A 22587-nucleotide genomic window follows, 5' to 3' on the forward strand; every position below is an offset into this window, starting at 1 on the left:
CCGATCCCCAACCCCGAGGACGACGATGACCGACACGAAGACGCCGACCAGGGCGACCGTGGGACCGCTGCTGCGCCGGGCGGCCGTTACCGAGGCCGCGATGTGGCGCAGCCTGTACGTGTGGGCGCGGCGTCGCCCCCTGCCGCTCGGGCCCGGCGACGAGCCGTTCGGCTACCTGGGCGTGGTCAAGCCGATCCTCGGCATCTTCATCGGCCTGTCGGTCGTCGAGATCCCGATCTTCGACCTCATCGTCACCCACGTCGTGCCGTGGCGGCCCGCCCGCTGGATCGTGCTCGCCCTGGGCGTCTGGGGTGTGCTCTGGATGGTGGGCCTCTTCGCCAGCATGACCATCCACCCCCACGTCGTGGGTGACCGGGGCCTGCGGGTACGGCTCAACTCGGGCATCGACATCTGGATCCCGTGGACGGACGTCGAGGCGTTGCGCAAGCGCCACCGGTCGCTGCCGTCGAGCCGGTCGGTGCAGGTCGAGCAGGAGGGCGACCGTCGGGTGGTGTCCATCTCGGTCGGCAGCCAGACGAGCATCGACGTCCTGCTGCGCCGGCCGACGACCTTCGACCTGCCGAAGACCGGCTCCATGCCGATGAACGAGCTGCGCCTGTACGCCGACGACCCGGACGGCCTGCTGCGCAGCGCGCGGGGCACCCCCACGAGCACCACCGTCAGCCGGTGACGCCGCCGCTGGCGGAGTGTCCGGGTCACCCACTGTGAAACGATCGAGGCCATGCCCAAGAAGGTCGATCACCAGGAGCGACGCACCCTCATCGCGGACGCGCTGATGCGGGTCGCCGCCGATCAGGGCCTGGAGGCCGTCAGCCTCCGACACGTGGCTGCCGCGGCCGGCGTGTCCGCCGGGATGGTCCAGCACTACTTCCGGACCAAGGACGAGATGATGACGTTCGCGCTGAGCGTGGTCCGCGAGCGCAGCCAGATCCGGGTCACCGAGGCGGTGGCCCGGCTCGGCGAGACCCCGTCGCCTCGGCTGCTGCTGCGGACGATGCTCGCCGCGCTGCTGCCGCTCGACGACCGCACCCGCGACGACGGGCGGGTGGCGCTCGCGTTCCTCGCCTACACGGCGGTACGACCGTCGGCTGCGCCCGGCCTGCACGAGGACACCGCGCGGTTCACCGGCTTCATTGCCAGCGTCCTGCCCGACGGCCACGGTGCCGCCGCCGCAGCCGGCCTGCTGGCGCTGATGGAGGGGCTGGGCGTCTACCTGCTCAGCGGGCAGTACACCGCCGAACAGGCACTGGGCGCGCTGGACGCCCACCTCGACCTGCTCTTCGGCTGATCGGTCGCGGGTAACCGCGTTGCCGCCCGGCCGGGGCGGGAGTCGCAGGGCCCGCTGACCCGGATGGACTGAGCACATCGCGGTTTTGCCGAAGTCGCGGTGTCCCGCTGCCGGGGACACCGCGACTTCACCGAACCGAGTGGATCACGCCCCGCTCAGCGGGTCGTCAAGCCCGCCCGCGCCTTGCGGCGGCGCAGCTCGTCGGCGGAGATGAGCCAGGTGGAGTTCGTCGTCCCGAGGCCGAGGAGCACCTGGTCGAAGGCGTTGCCGTCGTTGTCGTCGGTGTAGCAGAGGCTCACCTCGCCCCACGGGGACGCGGCGACGGCGAAGTGCTCCTGCCGGCCCGTCGTGGTCTGGCTCAGTGCCTGCGCGGCCAGCCGGCCGTCGAACGTGCCGTCGGGGTTGAGGCCCCGCGCCCAGACGTCCGGGTTGGTGCCGGACACCGTCCAGCCCACCACGACGTTGTCCTCGTCGTCGATGCCGACGCTGGGCGCGACGGCCCCGGTGCCGGTCGACACCGGGACCTCGTCGTGCCGGGCGGTACCGGCGGCGGTGAACGACCGGGCCCAGACGCCCCGGGTGCCGGTGTGGTCGGATTCCCAGCCGACGGTGAAGTCACCGGCGAAGGTCGCCGCGACCGAGGCCCGCTGCTGCTGTCCGCCGTTCTGCGCGTTGGCCGTCCGCCGGGACAGCACCACCGCGCCGTTGGACCGGGCCAGCCGGGTCAGACCGATGTTGTACGAGCCGTTCGCGTCGGCGTCCTCGTCCCACGCCACCAGCGCCTCGCCGGACGCCGACACCGCCACGTCGGGGCGGTGGTGCGCGCCGGTCGTCTGCGAGGCCGTCACCTCGTACCCCTTGGTGGTCGCGGCGGTGAAGCCGGCGGCCTTGATGGTGGCGGGAGCGGTGCCCTGCACGTCCTCCCAGACCACGGTGAAGCCGACCGCGGCGGCGTTGGTGGGCGCGCCGTCCGGGTCGACCGCCACCTTCGGCCAGATCTGCTGCCCCGCGTCGGAGGCGTTGGCCTGCCCCGAGCCGAGCACCGTGCCGGTGGGCGACACCACCCGGTACTGGATGTTGTAGACGCCGTTGCCGTCGCCGTCGGCGGCCCAGACCACCACGGCGTTGCCCTTGTCGTCGAGCCCCACGTCGGGGCTGATGTGCCGCCACGCGGCTCCGCTGGTGCCTCCGGTGGACAGCTTCAGCTCGTAGCTGGGCGTGCCGTCGCGGAACAGGCGCAGGTAGACCTCGGTGTGGGTGTCGTCCGCCGGGGCGGTGCTGTCCCGGTCGTCCTCCCAGACCACCGCGACGTGACCGTTGCGGTTCATGGCGATGGCGGGCAGGTCCTGGTCACCGGTGGCGACGCTGTTCGCCGTGGTCCAGGTGATCGCCTCGGCGGTGACGGCGATCGGGGCCGGCACCACGTTCGGGACGAGCAGGGACGCGGCGAGCAGTGACGTGAGTGCGGTCATGGGGGCTCTCCTTCTACCCGGCCTGCAGGCCGGGCTGGCCGTCGAGGATGACGAACGACCGCACCGTGGACGCCGCCGCGCCGTGCTCGGTCACCGTGTTCACCGCGCGGAAGTCCGCGCGGACCTGGCTGCGGCTGATCGTGGTACGGACGTAGCCGCGCCGGTCGGAGTAGAACTTCAGGTGCGGGTTGGCCGCCACGTTCGGGACGGTGGTGCTGCCGCTGCCGTTGCCGGTCGAACTGATCGAGGCTCGACGGTCACGTCGGCGTTGGCCATGCCGCCCTGTCCGTCGGCGTTGAGCGGTGACGGTGCCAGCCGGGTCCAGAGGACCACGCTGTCGGTCGCCGGATCACCGGACGCCACACCGAGTTTGAAGGGGTACGGCACCGCGGCGGCTCGGGCACCCTGGCGGGGTGTCACCGCGACGCCGGTGGCAACCAGTCCGCTGAGGACGAAAATGCGACGGCTCAGCCTTGTCATGGTCAATACCCTCGGGAACGTCGATGAACGGCGATGGGTGCGCCGCGGAATCCGACATGACGGGATGTTGTCCGCGCCAAGGCGGTCAGGTGTCCTGACCCTCAGGTGAGCGGGGACGGGGACTCCGCGCCGGGGATCAGCAGCTTCGGCGCGCCGGACCCGTCGGCCGGGACGCTCCACACGTCCGGCCGGCCGTCGTCCGCGCGCAGCGTGTAGGCAAGCGTCGCGTCGTCGAGCCAGGCGGCCTGGTCGTCGACGCTGGTCGTCTCGGCCGTCGCGGTCACCCGCATGGTCGCCAGGTCGAGGACGGACAACCGCCAGCCCTTCGCCGGGGTCGCGTCGACGGCCTCCTTGAAGGCCAGCCGGGTGCCGTCGGGTGACAGCGACGGGCACTCGACGTTCTCCCGCACCGTCTCGACCGTCCGGGCGGCGAGGTCGCCCCGGACGAGGTACCGCCGGCCCTGCGTCGACATGGTCGCGTAGAAGCGGTTGTCGTCGGCGGTGAAGGTGACGCCCCAGTAGTTGACGTCCGGGCTGCGGTGGCGTCGACCGTCGCGGGTGACCGCGAACTCCTCAAGGGAGGTCACCGTCGCGCCGGTCACGGTGTCGAGGATTCCGGTACGGGTGGAGAAGCCACTCGCGGTGTAGGAGTCGCCGCCGACGAACGTCGTCCAGGAGACCATCTGCCCGGACGCCGAGACACGGGCCCGGTTCGGCAGGCCCGGCACGCTCAGGGTGCGTGTCGGACGCAGCGCGGAGTCGAGCACGACGACCTGGTACGACCAGGCGTTCTCCGGCCGCAGGCAGACACCGGTGCCGGCCGCGGCGTACACCCGTAGGCATTCCAGTCCGGACACGGCGCGCGGCCCGGACGGGTCGGTCGCGGCGACGGCGGAGACGTACCGGTCGGTGATCGCGAGCAGTCGCGGACCCGGCGTGAGGGTGACCGCCCGGTCGCCCGCGGCGGGCGGCGGCGTGCGGGTCGGCTCCGCCGCCGTGGCGGCGTAGCCGGCCGCCACGGCACCCAGCAGCACCGCCGAGGCGGTCACCACGGCGATCTTCGCTCGGGTCGACATCGCGGTCATCGGGACACCCTCCGGGGCACGGAACGGAACGGGGGAGCCAGCAGGAGCAGCGTGCCGACGAGAACGCCGGCGACCGCGAGGGCCGCCGCCCGGGTCGCGTTCTGCGGCCCCCACGCCTGCCAGGCGAGGCCGAACAGGACCGACGAGACGAGGTACGCCAGCGCCTGCCCGGTCTGGACGAGCGCGATCCCGGTGGTCCGCAGCCGTGCCGGCAGCACCGGCCCGGCGAGCGCGATGAGCACTCCGTCGGTGCACACGTAGAACGTGCCGTACAGCGCCAGCGTCAGCGCGAGGACCGGCCAGCCGTGCACCGGGCCGGACAGCAGCAGGTACGTCGCACCGAGGGCCAGGTATCCGCCCACCACGACCGGGAGCCGGCCGATCCGGTCGGCGAGCACACCGAGCGGGGCGGCGAGCAGCAGGTAGGCGAGGCTTGTGCCGACCGCGAGCAGCGGAAACCACCGCAGGCCGAGATCCTCCCGGCGTTGCAGCAGCAGGTAGACGAAGCCGTCGCCGATGGTGCCCAGCCCCAGCAGCGCCGCCGCCAGCACGATCCGCCGGGCCGGCCGGCCGCGCAGCAGCCCGAACGCCTCGCGGACGGAGACCCGGGGCTCGTCCGGCCCGTCGGCCGGCTCGCCGTCGAGGCGTTCCCGGACGAACAGCACGAGCACCACGACAGCCAGGGCGGCGACGCAGAAGCTGGTGACGAAGACCGCGTCGTACGACTGCCCGACGGCCAGCAGCACCGCGAACGCGGCGAGCGGCCCGAGGAACGCGCCGACGCTGTCCATGGCCCGGTGCACCCCGAACGCGCGCCCGAGCGCCTCGGGCGGGGTGGACAGGGTGATCAGCGCGTCGCGGGGCGCGCTGCGGATGCCTTTGCCGAGCCGGTCGACGGCGATGACCGCGCCGATCGCCGGCACCGACCGACCGGCGAGCAGCAGGCCGAGCTTGGCGACCGCCGAGAGCGCGTAGCCGGCGCCGGCGACCAGCTTGCGCCGCCGGAACCGGTCGGCGACGAAACCGCCGACGACCCGCAGTAGCGCCGTCGCGCCGGTGTGGACGCCGTCGAGCACGCCGAAGGCCACCGGGCTGAGTTGCAGACCCAGCACCAGGTAGAGCGGAAGGACGGCCGCCACCATCTCGGCGGAGACGTCGGTGATCAGGCTGACCGTGCCGAGTGCCACCACGTTGCCGCTGACCATGGCGAACCGTCGGCGTCGCGGCCCCGGCGGACCGGTGACCGGTCGGGAGACGGTCGACAGGTACACGCGCATCTCCTCGGATCGACGGCTGACGGTCAGCCATTTCCCCGCCCGTCGGTGACACTGGGGGTGGTCGCGGTGGTGCTCGCCGCGACCGCCGCCGTCGTTGTCACCGGAGCGGGCGCGGCGTCGGCGGCGAGCGTGACGTTCACGCCGGTCGCCGACACCTACGTCCAGAGCGACACCGCGTCCACCAACTACGGCACGTCCACCCAGATCGTGGTCGACAACTCGCCGGTGCGACGCTCGTTCCTGCGCTTCACGGTCAGCGGCGTCAGCGGCACGGTGACCAGCGCCAAGCTGCGGCTGCGCACGATCAGCGGCAACGACGGCAGCGATGCCGGTGGCACGTTCCGGCGGATGTCCAACACGACCTGGTCGGAGACCGGCACCACGTGGAGCAACCAGCCGAGCATCGACGGCGCCACGCTCGGCTCGATCGGCGCGGTCGGCGCCAACAGCTGGTACGAGCTGGACGTCACGGCCGCGGTCACCGGCAACGGCACGTTCAGCTTCGGTGCGACCTCGACCAGCGGTGACGGCGCGTACTTCGACACGCGGGAGAGTGGCGCCGACGCGCCGCAACTGGTGGTCGCCACCGGCACCACGACTCCGCCCCCGTCCGGCGACCCGGTCTTCGTCGGTGCGGGCGACATCGCCGACTCCGGCTCGGGCGACAGCGCCACCGCGGCGCTGCTCGACGGCATCTCCGGCACGGTCTTCACCACCGGCGACAACGTCTACGACAGTGGCACCACGTCGCAGTTCGCCAGCTACTACGAGCCCACCTGGGGTCGGCACAAGTCCCGTACCCGCCCGTCGCCGGGCAACCACGACTACAACACGTCGGGCGCGACCGGCTACTACACCTACTTCGGTACGTCCGCGGGCCCGAGCGGTCGCGGCTACTACTCGTTCGACCTCGGCAACTGGCACATCGTGTCGCTGAACTCGAACATCAGCATGTCGGCCGGCTCGACGCAGGAGCAGTGGCTGCGCGCGGACCTGGCCGCCAGCAGCAAGCCGTGCACGCTGGCGTACTGGCACCACCCGCTGTTCACGTCCAGCTCCAACCACGCGCCGTCGACGTCGACGCGCCCGCTGTACCAGGCGCTCTACGACTACAACGCCGACGTCGTGGTGTGGGGGCACAACCACGTGTACGAGCGGTTCGGGCCGATGAACCCGTCCGGTGGCGCCGACGCCAGCCGGGGGCTGCGGAGCTTCGTCGCCGGGATGGGCGGTGCCGGCCACTACGGCTTCGGCACCATCCAGCCCAACAGCGAGGCGCGCAACAGCTCAGCGTGGGGTGTCCTGAAGTTCACCCTGCACTCCAACAGCTACGACTGGCAGTTCGTGCCGGTAGCCGGCCAAACCTACAACGACAGCGGCACCACCACCTGCCACTAACCCCCACCCCCACCCCGCCGATCGTGCACTTCCTGCCCCGACTTATGCCGCACAAGGTGCGGATCGTCGACACACAGTGCACGATCGCGGAGTCGGGCTCTGAACGGCACGTGGCCCCTGACCGCAGAGCGGGTCAGGGGCCACCTGCGTGAGACGCGGGTCAGCGGGCCGAGCCGGCGCGGCGCTTGTTGTAGACGTCGAAGGCGACGGCGACGAGCAGCACGAGGCCCTTGACCACCGACTGGGTCGACTGGTCGACGCCCATCAGCTGCATGCCGTTGCTCATCACCGCCATGATCAGACCACCGACCATCGCGCCGACCACGGTGCCCACGCCACCGGTGACCGCCGCGCCGCCGATGAACGCCGCGGCGATCGCGTCGAGCTCGAACATGTTGCCAGCGGCCGGCTGCGCGCCGTTGGACCGCGACGAGTAGATGACACCCGCCACCGCCGCCAGGAAGCCCATGTTGACGAACATCCAGAAGTTGACGGTGCGCACCTTCACCCCGGACAGCGCCGCCGCCGACAGATTGCCACCGATCGCGTAGACCTGCCGACCGAAGACGGTCCGCCGGGTGAGCAGGCCGTAGACCAGCACCAGGGCCGCCAGGATGATCAGCACGATCGGCAGACCGCGGGCGTGCGCCAACTGCCAGGCGAAGTACATGATGACCGCGCCGACCGCGACGACCCGGGCGACGAACAGCGGGAACGACTCCACGGGCTGCTGGTAGCGGATGCGCGCGACGCGGGTGCGGAAGCCGCTCACCGCGTAGCCGGCCACCGCGAGGGCGCCGATCAGCAGCGTGAAGGCGTCGAAGCCGTTACCGCCGAGCAGTCCGTTGAGGAAGCCCGCGGCGACCTTCTGGTATTCGGCCGGGAACGGCGACAGCGAGATGTTGTCGAGCACCTGCAGGGTGAGGCCCCGGAACAGCAGCATGCCGGCCAGGGTGACGATGAAGGCCGGGATGCCGGCGTACGCGACCCAGAACCCGTGCCACGCGCCCACCGCCACGCCGACGACCAGGGCGGCGACGACGCCAATCCACCACGGGTGCCCCTGCTGGATCACCAGGACGGCGGAGACCGCCCCGGTCAGCGCGACCACCGATCCCACCGACAGGTCGATGTGCCCGCCGATGATCAGGATGACCATCCCGATCGCGAGGACCAGGATGTACGAGTACTGCAGAACGATGTTGGTGATGTTGCCGGGGCTCAGCAACACACCGTCGGTCAGGAGCGCGAAGAGCGCGACGATGACGACCAGGGCGACGTAGATCCCGCTCTGCCGCAGGTTGTTCAACACCAACGCCCGCAGGTCACTCGTCCCGGTGTGCAGGGCGGCGGCGGGTGTGCTGTCCGAGGGCGTCGGGCGCTCCGTCGAGGGGGTCTTGATGCTGGTCATCCGACGAGCTCCTTGTCCTTGGTCATCAGCTCCATGAGGCTCTCCTGGGTCGCCTCGCCCACCGGCATCTCACCGGTGATCCGGCCGGCGGCGAGGGTGTAGATGCGGTCGCACATCCCGAGCAACTCCGGCAGCTCCGAGGAGATGACGATCACCGCCTTGCCGGCGGCCACCAGCCGATTGATGATGGTGTAAATCTCGTACTTGGCACCGACGTCGATCCCGCGCGTCGGTTCGTCCAGGATCAGCACGTCCGGGTCGGTGAACAGCCATTTCGACAGCACGACCTTCTGCTGGTTGCCGCCGGACAGCTTGCCGACCACCGCCATGACGCTGGTGGTCCTGATGTTCATCTCCCGCCGGCTCGACTCGGCGACCTTGATCTCCTCGTTGCCGTTCACCCAACCGAGCCGGGACAACCGGTCCAACGCGGCGGCCGAGACGTTGCGGCGGACGTCGTCGATGAGGTTGAGGCCGTAGCGCTTGCGGTCCTCGGTGACGTACGCGATGCCGTTGTCGATCGCCTCCGCGACCGTGCGCGCGTGCACCTCCCGCCCGCGTACGAAGAGCCGGCCGCTGATGTCCCGCCCGTACGACCGGCCGAACACGCTCATCGCCAGCTCGGTGCGACCGGCCCCCATCAGACCGGCGATGCCGACGACCTCACCGGCGCGGACGGACAGGCCGACGCCCTCGACGACCATCCGGTCCTGGACGGGGTGGCGTACCGTCCAGTCCTCGATCCGCAGGACCTCCTCGCCGGGGGACGACTCCCGGTCGGGGTAGAAGCTGTCGATGTCCCGTCCGACCATGCCCCGAATGATCCGCTGCTGGGTCACCTCGTCGGCCAACATGTCGAGCGTCTCCACCGTGTGCCCGTCCCGGATGACGGTGGTCGAGTCGGCGATGGCGGTGATCTCGTTGAGCTTGTGCGAGATCATGATGCAGGTGATGCCCTGGTCCCGGAGGGCCCGCAACAGGTCGAGCAGGTGGGCCGAGTCGATGTCGTTGAGGGCGGCGGTGGGCTCGTCCAGGATGAGCAGGCGCACCTTCTTCGACAGCGCCTTGGCGATCTCCACCAGCTGCTGCTTGCCCACGCCGAGCTGGATGACCGGGGTGACCGGGTTCTCGTGCAGCCCGACGGACTCCAGCAGCTGCGCCGCCTCGGCGTTGGCCCGGTTCCAGTCGATGAGCCCGCCGCGACCGCGCCGCTCGTTGCCGAGGAAGATGTTCTCCGCGATCGACAGGTACGGCACCAGGGCCAGCTCCTGGTGGATGATGACGATGCCGTTGGCCTCGCTGTCGCGGATGCCACGGAACTGCACCGGTTTGCCGTCGAACAGGATCTCCCCGTCGTACGAGCCGGTGGGGTGCACGCCGGAGAGCACCTTCATCAGGGTGGACTTGCCGGCGCCGTTCTCACCGCAGATGGCGTGGATCTCTCCCCGGCGTACCGAGAGGGTGACATCCTCCAGCGCGGTCACCCCGGGGAAGGTCTTCGTGATGCGGCGCATCTCGAGGATGGTGTCGTCCATGGTCACTGTCCTCTGTCAGGTCGGACGTGGTACGCCACGGCGTCGGGCTCGGCGGTCACCCGCCGAGCCCGACGGGTGGTCTACTTCTTGGCCTGACCGGCGGCGACCTCTTCCGCCGTCCAGTAGCCGGAGTCGATCAGCGTAGCCTTGATGTCGTCCTTGTAGACGGTCGCGATCGGCAGCAGGTACGCCGGGACGACCTTGACGCCGTTGTTGTACGTCTGCGTGTCGTTGGCCTGCGGCTGCTTCTTCTGCAGGAACGCCTCGGCGGCGTTCACGGCCTGCTCGGCGAGCAGGCGGGTGTCCTTGAAGACCGTGGAGTTCTGCACCCCGTCGTTGATCAGCTTGATCGACGCGATCTCGGCGTCCTGGCCGGTCACCACCGGGAGCTTCTTCGCGCCGCTGCCGTAGCCGGCGTTCTGCAGGGCGGTGATGATGCCGCGGGAGATGCCGTCGTACGGCGACAGCACGCCGTCGACCTTCGAGCCGTCGTTGTAGCTGGAGGTGAGCAGGTTCTCCATCCGCTTCTGCGCGGTCTCCTGCTGCCACCGCAGGATGGCCACCTGCTCGGGGGTGGTCTGCTTGGACTTCACGATCAGCGTGCCGTTGTCGATGAACGGCTTCAGCGTGTCCATCGCGCCGCCGAAGAAGTACTGCGTGTTGTTGTCGTCCAGCGAGCCCGCGAACAGCTCGACGTTGAACGGGCCCTTCGCCGTGCCCTTCGAGCCGTCCTTGTTCAGCAGGCCGAGGCCGACGAGCAGCGCGGTGCCCTGGGCGACGCCGACCTTGTAGTTGTCGAAGCTGACGTAGAAGTCGACGTCCTTGCTGCCGCGGATCAGCCGGTCGTACGAGATGACCGGGATCTTCGCGGCGGCGGCGGCCTGCAACTGGCTGTTGAGGGCGGTGCCGTCGATCGCGGCGATGACCAGGACGTCCGCGCCCTGGGTGATCATCTGGTCGACCTGCTGCGACTGGGTGGGGATGTCGTCGCCGGCGTACTGGAGCTCGACCTTGTAGCCCTTGGCCTCGAGCTTCTGCTTGACCGCGTTGCCGTCGGCGATCCAGCGCTCGGAGGTCTGGGTCGGCATCGAGACGCCGATGGTCAGGTCGCCGGGCTTGTCCCCGCTCTTGTCCCCACTGCCGCCCGCACCCTCGCCACTGCATGCCGCCAGGCTTAGCGCCAGCACCGCGCTGCCGAGAGCAACCAGGAATCTCCTGCCCACGGGCCTCTCCTCTCTGGACTCCCCCGTCGAGTGCCGGGGCCAACTGTCACCTTTCGGGTAGTGTTAGCGCTCACATAGGGCACGTCAACACCTCATCCGAAATACCGGTGTCACGGTCTCGTAACGGAGGCGCCCGCGCACGCGTCGCCAGCGAGCCGATCCGCCCGATGCGCAGGTCGCGGCGCTGCACTGGCGTCGGGCGGGCGTCGGGCGCAGACCGATGCCCGCGGACGACGATCGTCGTCCGCGGGCACCCGCACTGCCGGCGGTTCAGGTGGCCCGCCGCGGCCGGTCGGGCGGCGGAGCCGATCGGCTACCGCTGCGACCACCGCTGGTTCGCCGCCGCGGTGCAGGTCCAGAGGATCACCGTGGTGCCGTTGGCCGTGCCGTTGTTGTTGACGTCCAGGCAGAGCCCGGACTGCGCGCCGCTGATCGTGCCGCTGGCGTTCAGGGTCCACCGCTGGTTGGCCCCACCGTTGCAGTCCCAGAGCTGCACCTTGGCGCCGGCCGTGGCGTTGAGGGGCGCGTCCAGGCACTTGCCGAGGGACTGCAGGGTCTGCCCGTTCACGGTCCAGCTCTGGTTGGGGGCGCCGTTGCAGTCCCAGATCACCGGCTGGGTGCCGTTGCTCGTGTTGCTGTTCGGCACGTCCAGGCAGCGGCCGGAGGCGGCGCTGACGAGCGCGCTCGACGTGGTCGGCGGCGGGGTCGTCGTGCCGCCCCCACTGACCCGGAACACCACCGTGCCGTGCGCGGGGACGCTGGCACTGATGGCCCCGCCGCTGGAGCTGGTGCCACCGGTCCAGGCGTCCACCAGCGTGAACGACGTGCCCGACTTGCCGATGGCGGCGGCCGTCGTCGAGATCGTCGTCGTCGAGCCGCCCTGGTTGAACAGGGCGACCGCGACGTCACCGTTGGCGAGACGCTTGGCCAGCACCCGACGCGTGCCGTCGAACGACACCTGCGTCGCCTGCAACCCGAGCGAGTCCTGGTTGATCGCGATCAGGTTGGCGTTCTTGAGGATGGTCTGCGTCGCGGCGTTCATGTTCCGCACGTCGTTGCCGGCGATCAGCGGCGAGGCCATGATCGCCCACATCGCGAAGTGGCTGCGCATCTCCGTGTCGTTCATGCCACCGCGACCGACCTCCATCATGTCCGGGTCGTTGAACCCACCCGGCCTCGCGTACGACGCCAGCGGAACGGTCACGTTGATGATGTTCTGGATGCCCATCGGATAGCCGTTGGTCTGGCCGGTGTCCCACGCGTTGGTGATGTCCTCGGTGGTACGCCACATGTTCGCCACGTCGCCCCAGTTGCGCTGTGGGCCGGTCTTCGCGTGGATGCTGTTGGGGTTGATGCTGTAGACGATCGGCCGGCCGGTGGCGGCCAGCGCGTCGCGCATCGTGGCGAAGGTGGTCACCTGGTCATTTATGCTGCCCTCCGGCGAGCACCAGTCGTACTTGAGGAAGTCGACACCCCAGGCGGCGAACTGGCGGGCGTCCTGCACCTCGTGACCCCGGCTGCCGGTGGCGCCGGGGTAGGAGCCGAAGTACTGCGCGCAGGTCTTGTCGACCGGCACCTGGTAGAGGCCGAACTTCAGGCCCCGGGCGTGCAGGTAGTCGCCGAGCGCCTTCATCCCGCTGGGGAACCGGCCGGGGTCGCCCTGGATGTTGCCGGACGCGTCCCGGTTCGGGTTGAACCAGCAGTCGTCGACCACCACGTACTGGTAACCCAGGTCGCGCATTCCGCTGCTGACGATCGCGTCCGCTGTCTGCCGGATCAGCCCCTCGTTGATGTTGCAGCCGAACGAGTTCCACGAATTCCAACCCATGGGGGGCGTGCGGGCCACCCCGTTCTCCAACGCCTGCGCCGCGGGGGCGCGGAGGCCGACCAGGGCGCCGGCCAGCAGCAGTCCGGCCGCCAGTACGCTTCCCCAACGACGACCTCGGGCGATGCGGTTCATCGAGCCTCCTTGTCGGTGGCGCCCGCCTCACGACGAGGATCGCTGACCCGTGGACCGATAGCTGGGCACCAATGTTGTTAACGCTAACAGTGACGGCCATCATGTTACGGGGGGATTTCCGCTCGTTCAATAGTTACGCCTGGACGAATCGGCGGACGTCATTCTCTGGGCGCGATCAGTTATCGATCGACGTCACGGCATGATGAATTGACCCGGATCGCTCGGTCAGCGGCGTGGCGGGGCGACGCTGTCCCGGGAGACCAGGGTCGGGGCGACGCTCTGCCGCAACGCGCCGCCGGTGCCCGACTCGATCTGGGCCAGCAGCATTTGCAGACTCGCCCGCGCCACCGCGTCGAAGTCCGGTCGAACGGTGGTCAACGGCGGGATGAAGTACGCGGCCTCGGGCACGTCGTCGAAGCCGACCACGCTGATGTCGTCCGGCACACGTCGGCCGAACTCGTGCAACGCCCGCAGCACGCCCAGCGCGAGGTGGTCGTTGGCGGTGAAGACCGCGGTGACCTCCGGCATCCGCGCCAACATCTGCCCGCACCGGTAACCCGACGCCGCGGACCAGTCCCCCGGCATCAGCGGCGGCGGATCCGTCCCCGCGGCCAGCAGCGCCTCCCGCCAGCCGTCGATGCGGCCGACGCTGTCGAACCAGTCCGACGGCCCGGAGACGTGCCAGACGGTGCGATGCCCCGCGTCGAGCAGATGCCGCGTCGCCGCCCGGGCGCCCGCCACCTGGTCGACCGTCACCAGTGGCACCGGCCGGCTCGGGTCACCGTCGACCGTCACCAGCGGGACGTCCTGCGGCAGGCGTTCCAGCGCCTCACCGGCCGACTCGACCGGCGCGATGACCACGATCCCGGCGACCCGGTGCGACAGGTGCCGCTCGACGGCCGCCGAGATGGAACGGTGGTCCAGGTTACGGACGCTGCCCACGCTGACCGCGAAACCCTCCTCCGCGGCCGTCTGCTCCAACGCGGCCAGCAGTGACGCCGGACCGTAGAGGGTCGTGTTCTGTGCGACCACACCGATGACCTGCGACCGGCCGGTCACCAGCGCGCGTGCCGCGCCGTTCGGGCGGTAGCCGAGCTCGGCGATCGCCGCCCGCACCCGCAGCCGGGTCTGCTCGCGGACGTTGGGGTGCCCGTTGAGCACCCGCGACACCGTCTGATGGGAGACACCGGCGAGACGAGCAACGTCCGTCATCGCGGGACCGTGGACGGCCATTTCACTCCCCCCGCTACATCTCCGGCCCGCGGCCCCGTCGACGTCGACTGGAGCGGCCCGGCCCGATCCCCTCGCTCAGCCACCACGTTGGTGCTGAATCCCAGGTGACCAGCGCTGGATCGCCGACAGTCTACGCCAGCCACGGCCCCCGACACCGGCGCGGCGTGCGGCGCGAAGGGAACATCCGCGACGCTTTCGCGGCGTACTCCTCAAGCGGGCACACGGGATCCGGCGTGCGGCGCCCGCCGCACGCCCCGCCGGCCCGCCGCACGCCCCGGGGACAGGGCATGGAGCAGGCCGGCGGCGGTACGTCGCGGTGACGTGGGCTTCACCTGCCGGGCGGGTACGCGGTCAGGCCCACCACCGGTCCACCGGTCGTCCTGTGACTGGTGTCACGGCGTCGTGAGATCGAAGCGGCGCACCGTGACCGCGCCTCCGAGCGCCTGCGTGGCGTGGTTGAAGATGGCGAACCGGTAGCCCATGAAGAACTGCCAGTTGTTGGCGAGGGTCAGGGCGTTGCCGAACGAGGTGAAGTTCACGCCGTCGGTGCTGTACGAGAAGCGGGCCTGCCGACCGGACCCGGGTCTGATGTCGGCGTTGGCCCGCAACCAGATCCGGCCACCGGAGACGGCGGTGCTCGCCACCTCGCTGCCGGTGCTGGTGGTGTTCCAGTTGCCGTCCATCGTGAGGCCGTTCTGCATGACCAGCCTCGTCGAGCCGTTGTCGCGCCGGACCCCGATCCAGGCGGACGAGTTGCGCAGCACCGCCAGGCCGGTGCGGTCACCGTCGCGCATGGTGGAGTAGTCCAGCTCGATGGTGGCGGTGGAGGTGGGGCCCTGGATCCGGTGCGTCAACGTGTTGCGCGCGGCGTACAGGTCGCCGGTGACGGTGGCGGTCTGCAGGTTCAGCCCGTTGTTGACCGACCACCGGCTGTTGTCCGGGTTGTGGTTCCACTCCCACTGCGGGCCGAGGGTGGTGCCGGCGAACGTGTCGGTGCCGGTGAGCGGTTTCACCGCCCGCGGTGCCGCGGGCAGGTTCGGTCGCGGGTAGGAGCTGCCCCACGCCCCGTTGACGGTTTGCAGCACGGGCCAGCCGTCGCCGGTCCAGGTGATCGGGGCCATGGCCGGCATCCGACCACCGGGGTACGCGTCGACGAAGGCCATGTAGTACCAGTCGCCGTTCTGGGTCTGCACCAGTCCGCCCTGGTGTGGCACGCCGCCACCGGAGATCGGGCCGGGCAGGTTGAGCAGCACCTGACGCTGCTCGTACGGGCCGAAGGGGCCGTTCGTCGACTTCAGCACGTACTGGCCGTTGGCCGGTCGGGTGAGCCAGATGTAGTAGGCGCCGTTGCGCTTGTAGAACCGGGCGCCCTCCAGCGTCCCGATGCTCGACGGCGTCTGGTACACCTGCTGGGCGCGGACCTGCGACTTCCCGTCGGCGGACAGCTGCGCGACGCTGATGGTGCCGTTGCCGTATGCCACGTACATGGTGTCGTTGTCGTCGATCAGCATCCCGGCGTCGTAGTAGCAGTTGGGGATGGTGGTGTGCTTGCTCCACGTGCCGTCGACGGCGGACGCGGTGTAGATGTGGGTCTGCGCGAAGTCGATGCACCCGGCCCAGTAGTACGTCCGGTTGCTCGGCCGGTAGTTCAGCGTCGACGCCCAGATCCCGTCGACGTACGCGTTACCGCCACTCATGTCGTACTTCGACCCGAACTCGAGCCGGGGTACCGAGTGCCCGGCGAACTCCCAGTTCACCAGGTCGTATGAGCGCAGCACCGGCGCGCCCGGCGAGTAGTGCATGGTGGACGCCGACAGGTAGTAGGCGTTGTCCACCCGGATGATGTCGACGTCGGCGAAGTCCTGCCAGACGACCGGATTCGAGTACGGCGTGCCGCCCGACGGCGGCGGGGTGGTCCCACCGACCTGCACGAGTTGCCACTGCTGGTTGGTGCCGCCCCAGTCGTCGTACTGCACGATGTTGCCGCCGTCGGCGGTCGAGGCGCCCTGCACCTCCATCACCCTGTTGCTGTTCCGGTTGATCAACCGGACGTAGCCGCCGGCCGAGTCGGCCAGCCGGAACTGCTGGTTGGTCCCGTTGCCGTCGGCCCACTGCACGATCGACGCGCCGTTGGCGGTCGAGAAGTTGTAGACGTCGAGCACCTTGCCCGAGTGGCGCGACCTGAGCCGGTAGTAGCCCCCACCGGAGTCCACGAACTGCCACTGCTGCCAGGCGCCGTCGTTGCGCTCCCACTGGGTGATGCGCGCGCCGTCGTTCGTCGCCTGGTTGTAGACGTCCAGCGCCTTGCCGCTGTTGCGGTTCACCAGCACGTACCAGGCACTGGTGTCCACCGTCGCGGCCGACGCGGGCGACGGGGCGACGGCCGCGGCCGCGCCGCCGACCACCACCGCCATCGCGGCGACCACGAGTCGCGACATCCACCCGCGGCGGCGTGGCGCGCCCCGGGGAACCCGACCGATGGAAAACATGATCCTCCTTCGCTGGCCTGAGGTGCCGGACGTTTCGGGCCGGCATCCGCATCGCCGGTCGACTCAATGGACCGTCAATGTGATCGCTAACAGCCTTCTCGCCAGGCCGCTGGGGCCAGCCGACCTCGACGGGAAGGCGGGGACCAGACCTGCTTGACGAAAGCATCGAACTCGATAGATGTTTAATGTTATCGATAACATGACCGTAGTCAAGCCGAAACATCCGGCAGCGCCTGGGCTGGCCACACGGGATCGGCGCGACGATCTGTGGCACCTCGGCAGCGCGGTGCGCGGCGTGTCGGGTCGCTCAGCTGCCAACGATCACGAGACACCGGCGACCGCGACAAGCGCGAAGCGCCCGCCCCCGAAACGGGGGCGGGCGCTTCGCTGCAGCTGGAGGCGGGGACTCACACGGGGCGACTCGGCTGTCCGGATGCCAGGGCGTCCAGGGCGGACGGACCCCCAGGGGCCAGCGAGCCGGAGTCGGTCAGGCCGGCGCGTCGCCAGCCGCGCCCTCAGAAACCGCGGGCCAACCGGTAGTAGGCCTGGTTCCAGCGGATCTCGTCGGCGAAGCGGCGGGGCTGCGTGTCGGCGTCGATGACGACGAGTTCGGTCCGGCTCATCTCGGCCAGGTCGTGCAACTCCTCCACACCCACCGCCTGGGACAGCACGGTGTGATGCGGTGCGCCAGCGGTGATCCACGCCTCGGCCGAGCCCGGCAGGTCGGGTCGCGGCCGCCAGACGGCACGGGCCACCGGCAGCCGGCGCAGCGGCTGGGGCGGAGCGACCACGTCGATCTCGTTGGCCACGAGCCGGAAACGCTCCCCCATGTCGGCCAGCCCCAGCACCACCGCCGGACCGGGCGCGGCGTCGAAGACGAGCCGGACCGGGTCCTCCCGCCCGCCGATGCTCAGCGGATGAATCTCCACGTTCGGCACGCCGGACGCGATGGTCGGACAGACCTCCAGCATGTGGGCACCGAGCACCAGTTCCTCGCCCGGGGTGAGGTCGTAGGTGTAGTCCTCCATGAACGACGTGCCGCCCTCGACCCCCACCGACATCGCCTTGAGGGTCCGGACCAGCACAGACGTCTTCCAGTCGCCCTCGCCACCGAAGCCGTAGCCGTCGGCCATCAGCCGCTGCACGGCGATGCCCGGCAGCTGACGCAGACCACCGAGGTCCTCGAAGTTCGTGGTGAAGGCCCGGAAGCCGCCCGCGTCCAGGAAGGCGCGCATGCCGAGTTCCAGGCGCGCCGCGTAGCGCAGGGAGTCGTGCCGCTCACCCGAGGAGAGCAGCTCCGGCACGACGCGGTAGGTGTCCTCGTACTCCTTGACGAGCTCGTCCACCTGCGCGTCGGTGACCTCGCCGACCACCTCCACCAGGTCGTTGACGCCGTAGGTGTTGACCGAGACGCCGAAGCGCAGCTCCGCCTCGACCTTGTCGCCCTCGGTCACCGCCACGTCGCGCATGTTGTCGCCGAAGCGGGCCAGGCGCAACGACCGCATCGCCGACCAGCCGAGCGCGGCGCGGGCCCACGCACCGACCCGGGCGCTGACCCGCGGGTCGCTGACGTGCCCGGCCACCGTCTTGCGGGCGACACCGAGACGGGTCTGGATGTACCCGAACTCGCGGTCGCCGTGCGCGGCCTGGTTCAGGTTCATGAAGTCCATGTCGATGTCGTTCCACGGCAACAGGACGTTGGCCTGGGTGTGCAGGTGCAGCAGCGGCGTCTGCAGCGCGTCCAGACCGGCGATCCACATCTTCGCCGGGGAGAAGGTGTGCATCCACGCGATGACCCCGACAGCGCCCTGGGCGGCGGCGTCCCGGCAGACCTGCAGGATCTCACCACTGTTGGTCAGGACGGGCTTCCAGACCACGCGGGCGGGTATCTGCGGCGAGTCGTCGAGCGCGGCCGCGATCTGGCGGGACTGCTCGGCGACCTGCCGGAGCGTCTCCTCGCCGTACATGCCTTGGCTGCCGGTGAGGAACCAGATCTCGGGTTCGATGTGTGGTGCCATGGGGTTGCCTTCCGCGAGAGGGGCGGTCACTTGTAACGGATTCCGATGAGGCGTTGGAGGAGGATGAACGCGAAGAGCAGGCCGCCGATCACGATCTTGGTCCACCAGGAGTTGAGACTCCCGTCGAAGGTGATGAGCGTTTGGATCACGCCCAGGACCAGGACGCCGAGCACCGTGCCGAAGACGTAACCCGAGCCGCCGGTGAGCACGGTGCCTCCGATGACGACGGCGGCGATGACGTCCAACTCCATGCCGACGGCGATCAGGGGCGCGCCGGACAGGGTGTAGAAGGACAGCAGGATCCCGCCGATCGCGGAACACAGACCGCTGATCGTGTAGACGGCGATCCGGGTACGCCCCACCGGCAGGCCCATCAGCAGGGCCGACTGGGGGTTGCCGCCGATCGCGTACACGTTGCGCCCCAGCCGGGTGTAGGCCAGCGTGTACGCGGCGACGAGGACCACGACGAAGGCGATCAGGACGCTGATCGAGACGAAGTTGCCCCGCGGGTCGCCGATCCGCTCCTGCGACATCCTGGTCCAGAACCCGTCGGTGATCGGGATGGACGAGCCGGAGATGAACGTGCACATCCCGCGGGCGAAGAACATCCCGGCGAGCGTCACGATGAACGGCTGGATCTCGAAGAAGTGGATGGCGCAGCCCATCAGCAGGCCGAGCGTCGGACCGATGAGCAGGGCGATGACGAGCACCAGTGCCGCCGGCAGACCCTCCTGGAGCAGCCAGGCCGACACCATCGCCGTCATGGCGACGACCGACCCGACCGACAGGTCGATGCCGCCGGTCAGGATCACGAAGGTCATCCCGATCGCGACCACGAGCAGGAACCCGTTGTCGATGAAGACGTTGAAGATGACCTGCACGTTGGAGAACGCCGTGTACTGCGACACACCGATGCCGTACATGACCAGCAGCAGGGCGAGCGTGGCCAGGACCGGTATCTGCCGTCTCGGCAGCCGGAACCGGGCACGACCAGCGGTGAGCGATCCAGTGGTCATGCCGGCACCTGCTCCTTCGGCTTGTCGGCGATGGCGTTGGGCGTCGCGACGTTGCGCCGACGGCGGACGAACCGGGCCCGGAAGGCCGGCGCCTGGATGAGGCAGACGGCGATGACGACGACCGCTTTGAACAGCAGCGAGGTCTGCGGTGAGATGTCCATGGCGTACACCGTGGTGGTCAGGGTCTGGATGATCAGCGCGCCGATGATCGTGCCGCTGAGGAAGAACCGGCCGCCCGCGAGGGACGTGCCGCCGATGACGACCGCGAGGATGGCGTCCAGCTCCACCCAGAGGCCGACGGCGTTCCCGTCGGCACTGGACACGTTGGCCGTCATCATGAAGCCCGCGATCGCGGCGCACGCAGCGCTGAGCACGTACGCCAGGAAGATGACCCGGCCGGAGCGGATGCCGGCCAGCCGGCTCGCCTCGGCGTTACCGCCCACCGATTCGACGATCATCCCGAGCGCGGTACGGCGGGTGAACGCGGCGACCAGCAGGGCCGCGGCGAGGGCGATGAAGATGGCCAGTGGCAGGGTCAACAGGTGACCCAGCCCGATCGCCCGAAACGGCTCCGAGTTGATGGTGATGATCTGGCCCTGGGTGATCAGCTGGGCGAGGCCCCGGCCGGCCACCATCAGGATCAGGGTGGCGATGATCGGTTGGATCCCGATCACGGCCACCAGCACCCCGTTCCACGCGCCGAGCACCAGCGCGACCCCCAACGCCATCGCGAGGGCGGTCAGCACCACGGCGAGGCTGTTCTGGTCGGACTGCTTGCTGATGTACATGCAGGCGATCGCACCACTGATCGCGCACACCGAGCCGACCGACAGGTCGATGCCGCCGGTCGAGATGACCAGGGTCATGCCCAGCGCGACGAGGATCAGCGGCGCGCTCAGCCGCAGGATGTCGATCGGCGAGCCGTACAGGTGCCCGTCCTTGAGTTCGATCGACAGGAATCCGGGCCGGTAGATCGTGTTCGCGGCGAGCATGACGACCAGCACGGCCGCGGGCCAGAACAGCCGGTGACCGGTCACCGCCCGGTAGCGGCCCATGGTGGCGTTCATCGGTCTGCCTCCTCCCGGTGGGACCCACTGGCGATGGTCTGCATGATGCGGTCGGCGTCGAGGCTGTCGTCGTTGGCGAGCTGCGCGACCATCTGCCGGTCCCGCATGACGGCCACCTTGTGGCTGAGCCGCAGCACCTCCTCCAGCTCGGCGGAGATGAACAGCACCGCCATGCCGCCGTCGGACAACTGGGTCACGAGCTTCTGGATCTCGGTCTTCGCGCCGATGTCGATGCCCCGGGTCGGTTCGTCGAGGATCAACAGTCGCGGCTCGGTGATCAGCCAGCGGGCCAGGAGCACCTTCTGCTGGTTGCCGCCGGAGAGGTTGCGTACCGGCACCTCCGGGTCCGCGGGCCGGATGTTGAGTGCCTTGACGTACTTGTCGACCAGCTCGTCCTGGCGGCGGCGCGGGATGGGCCGCAGCCAGCCGCGGGCCGCCTGCATGGCGAGGATCATGTTCTCCCGGACCGACAGGTCGGCGACGATGCCCTCCGCGCGGCGGTTCTCCGAACAGAAGCCGACGCCGTGGTCGATGGCCTGGGCGGGGGTACGCAGACTGCTCGCCGTACCGTCCACCGCGACCTGACCGCCGTCGGTCCGGTCCGCGCCGAACAGCAGCCGCGCGACCTCGGTACGCCCCGAGCCCAGCAGGCCGGCCAGGCCCACCACCTCGCCGGCGTGGATGGTGAGGCTGAACGGCTCGACCGCACCGGCCCGACCGACGTTCGACACCGCCACCAGGGGGGTGCCCTCCTCCAGCGCGGCCAGATCCCGGCGGGAGTGCTCCTCGATGCCCTCCAGGACGTCGAGTTCCTTGCCGATCATCTTCTCGACCAGGGAGAGCTGGGGCAGCTCGGTGGTCAGGTACTCGCCGACGAGGCCGCCGTTGCGCAACACGGTGATCCGGTCGGCGATCTCGTAGACCTGGTCGAGGAAGTGGGTCACGAACAGGATGGCGATACCCTCGTCGCGCAGCTGCCGCATGATGCGGAAGAGCTGCGCCACCTCGCCGGCGTCGAGGCTGGACGTCGGCTCGTCGAGGATCAGCACCCGGGCCTGGATGTCGATCGCGCGGGCAATCGCGACCATCTGCTGGATCGCCAGAGAGTAGGAGCCGAGCGGCGCGCTGACGTCGAGGTCGAGGTCGAGGCGGGCCAGCAGGGCGCGGGCCCGACGGCGAACCTCACCCCAGCGGACGGCGCCGAAGACCCGGGGTTCGCGGCCGATGAAGATGTTCTCCGCCACCGAGAGGTTGGTGCAGAGGTTGACCTCCTGGAAGACCGTGCTCACCCCGGCGGCGGTCGCCCGCATCGGCCCGTTGAACGACACCGGCTCGCCGTCGAGGGTGATCGTGCCCTCGTCGGTGTCGTAGACGCCGGTCAGCACCTTGATGAGGGTCGACTTGCCGGCGCCGTTCTCGCCCATCAGGGCGTGCACCTCGCCGGGGAAGAGCCGGAAGTTGACGTCGTGGAGTGCACGCACCCCGGGGAAGGACTTGCTGATCCCGGTCATCGTCAGGACCGGACGGCTATCCGTCATCCCATCAGACCTCTTCTGGGTTGTCGACACGGAAGGGGCCGCTGCGCTCCCGTGCGCCCGCCCGGTCGTCCCAGCG

The 22587-nt window shown here is 69.8% G+C and carries 17 protein-coding genes and 1 pseudogene; 3 read left to right on the forward strand and 15 right to left on the reverse strand.

The window, feature by feature from the left end:
• The first annotated feature begins 25 nt into the window (after window positions 1–25).
• Window positions 26–691, forward strand: a complete 666-nt coding sequence (locus tag O7620_RS14150; protein ID WP_278123382.1) for a hypothetical protein — start codon at window positions 26–28, stop codon at window positions 689–691.
• A gap of 51 nt (window positions 692–742) precedes the next feature.
• Window positions 743–1309, forward strand: coding sequence for a TetR family transcriptional regulator C-terminal domain-containing protein (locus O7620_RS14155; RefSeq protein WP_278123383.1), 567 nt, complete (start codon window positions 743–745; stop codon window positions 1307–1309).
• A gap of 155 nt (window positions 1310–1464) precedes the next feature.
• Here the strand turns inward: O7620_RS14155 and O7620_RS14160 are convergent, their stop codons facing one another.
• The 5 genes and pseudogenes from O7620_RS14160 to O7620_RS14180 all read right to left on the reverse strand — a co-directional run bounded on the left by O7620_RS14160 (window position 1465) and on the right by O7620_RS14180 (window position 5617).
• The gene (locus O7620_RS14160; protein WP_278123384.1) at window positions 1465–2781 is read right to left on the reverse strand and encodes a hypothetical protein; all 1317 of its coding nucleotides are present in this window, start codon (window positions 2779–2781) and stop codon (window positions 1465–1467) included.
• Between the two features lie 13 nt (window positions 2782–2794).
• The gene (locus tag O7620_RS14165; RefSeq protein ID WP_278123385.1) at window positions 2795–2980 is read right to left on the reverse strand and encodes a hypothetical protein; all 186 of its coding nucleotides are present in this window, start codon (window positions 2978–2980) and stop codon (window positions 2795–2797) included.
• A gap of 95 nt (window positions 2981–3075) precedes the next feature.
• A pseudogene (locus tag O7620_RS32080) lies at window positions 3076–3261 on the reverse strand (PhoD-like phosphatase N-terminal domain-containing protein); the annotation flags it as partial.
• Window positions 3262–3362: 101 nt separating this feature from the next.
• Window positions 3363–4346, reverse strand: a complete 984-nt coding sequence (locus tag O7620_RS14175) for a hypothetical protein (RefSeq protein WP_278123386.1) — start codon at window positions 4344–4346, stop codon at window positions 3363–3365.
• A complete protein-coding gene (locus O7620_RS14180) occupies window positions 4343–5617 on the reverse strand; it encodes an MFS transporter (RefSeq protein ID WP_278123387.1) in 1275 nt (424 codons plus the stop codon). Before O7620_RS14180 ends, O7620_RS14175 begins: the two co-directional genes overlap by 4 nt.
• Before the next feature lie 51 nt (window positions 5618–5668).
• On the opposite strand from O7620_RS14180, the gene O7620_RS14185 reads away from it, so the two are divergent.
• Complete coding sequence (locus O7620_RS14185) at window positions 5669–7021, forward strand: DNRLRE domain-containing protein (RefSeq protein ID WP_278123388.1); 1353 nt, start codon at window positions 5669–5671, stop codon at window positions 7019–7021.
• Window positions 7022–7181: 160 nt separating this feature from the next.
• On the opposite strand, the gene mmsB is transcribed toward O7620_RS14185, so the two are convergent.
• The 10 genes from mmsB to O7620_RS14235 all read right to left on the reverse strand — a co-directional run bounded on the left by mmsB (window position 7182) and on the right by O7620_RS14235 (window position 22511).
• Complete coding sequence (mmsB, locus tag O7620_RS14190) at window positions 7182–8432, reverse strand: multiple monosaccharide ABC transporter permease (RefSeq protein WP_151487944.1); 1251 nt, start codon at window positions 8430–8432, stop codon at window positions 7182–7184.
• Window positions 8429–9967: a multiple monosaccharide ABC transporter ATP-binding protein gene (gene mmsA, locus O7620_RS14195; RefSeq protein WP_151487943.1), complete on the reverse strand. Its 1539-nt coding sequence runs from the start codon at window positions 9965–9967 to the stop codon at window positions 8429–8431. The genes mmsB and mmsA overlap by 4 nt, the downstream gene beginning before the upstream one ends.
• A gap of 80 nt (window positions 9968–10047) precedes the next feature.
• Entirely contained in the window at window positions 10048–11190 is a 1143-nt protein-coding gene (gene chvE / locus O7620_RS14200; RefSeq protein ID WP_151487942.1) for a multiple monosaccharide ABC transporter substrate-binding protein, read from the reverse strand.
• 313 nt (window positions 11191–11503) lie between these two features.
• Entirely contained in the window at window positions 11504–13150 is a 1647-nt protein-coding gene (locus O7620_RS14205) for a ricin-type beta-trefoil lectin domain protein (RefSeq protein WP_278123389.1), read from the reverse strand.
• 225 nt (window positions 13151–13375) lie between these two features.
• A complete protein-coding gene (locus tag O7620_RS14210; RefSeq protein WP_278123390.1) occupies window positions 13376–14362 on the reverse strand; it encodes a LacI family DNA-binding transcriptional regulator in 987 nt (328 codons plus the stop codon).
• 413 nt (window positions 14363–14775) lie between these two features.
• Window positions 14776–16872: an RICIN domain-containing protein gene (locus tag O7620_RS14215; RefSeq protein WP_278123391.1), complete on the reverse strand. Its 2097-nt coding sequence runs from the start codon at window positions 16870–16872 to the stop codon at window positions 14776–14778.
• 515 nt (window positions 16873–17387) lie between these two features.
• Window positions 17388–18890, reverse strand: coding sequence for an L-arabinose isomerase (araA, locus tag O7620_RS14220; protein ID WP_151487938.1), 1503 nt, complete (start codon window positions 18888–18890; stop codon window positions 17388–17390).
• Window positions 18891–18916: 26 nt separating this feature from the next.
• Window positions 18917–19906, reverse strand: coding sequence for a galactofuranose ABC transporter, permease protein YjfF (gene yjfF, locus O7620_RS14225; protein WP_151487937.1), 990 nt, complete (start codon window positions 19904–19906; stop codon window positions 18917–18919).
• Window positions 19903–20973 (reverse strand): ABC transporter permease, encoded by a 1071-nt coding sequence (locus O7620_RS14230; RefSeq protein WP_151487936.1) that lies wholly within the window; start codon window positions 20971–20973, stop codon window positions 19903–19905. Before O7620_RS14230 ends, yjfF begins: the two co-directional genes overlap by 4 nt.
• A complete protein-coding gene (locus tag O7620_RS14235) occupies window positions 20970–22511 on the reverse strand; it encodes a sugar ABC transporter ATP-binding protein (RefSeq protein ID WP_278123392.1) in 1542 nt (513 codons plus the stop codon). Before O7620_RS14235 ends, O7620_RS14230 begins: the two co-directional genes overlap by 4 nt.
• Window positions 22512–22587: the final 76 nt, after the last annotated feature.

The organism is Micromonospora sp. WMMD710 (assembly GCF_029626045.1).
In the GTDB taxonomy this organism is placed as follows: domain Bacteria; phylum Actinomycetota; class Actinomycetes; order Mycobacteriales; family Micromonosporaceae; genus Micromonospora.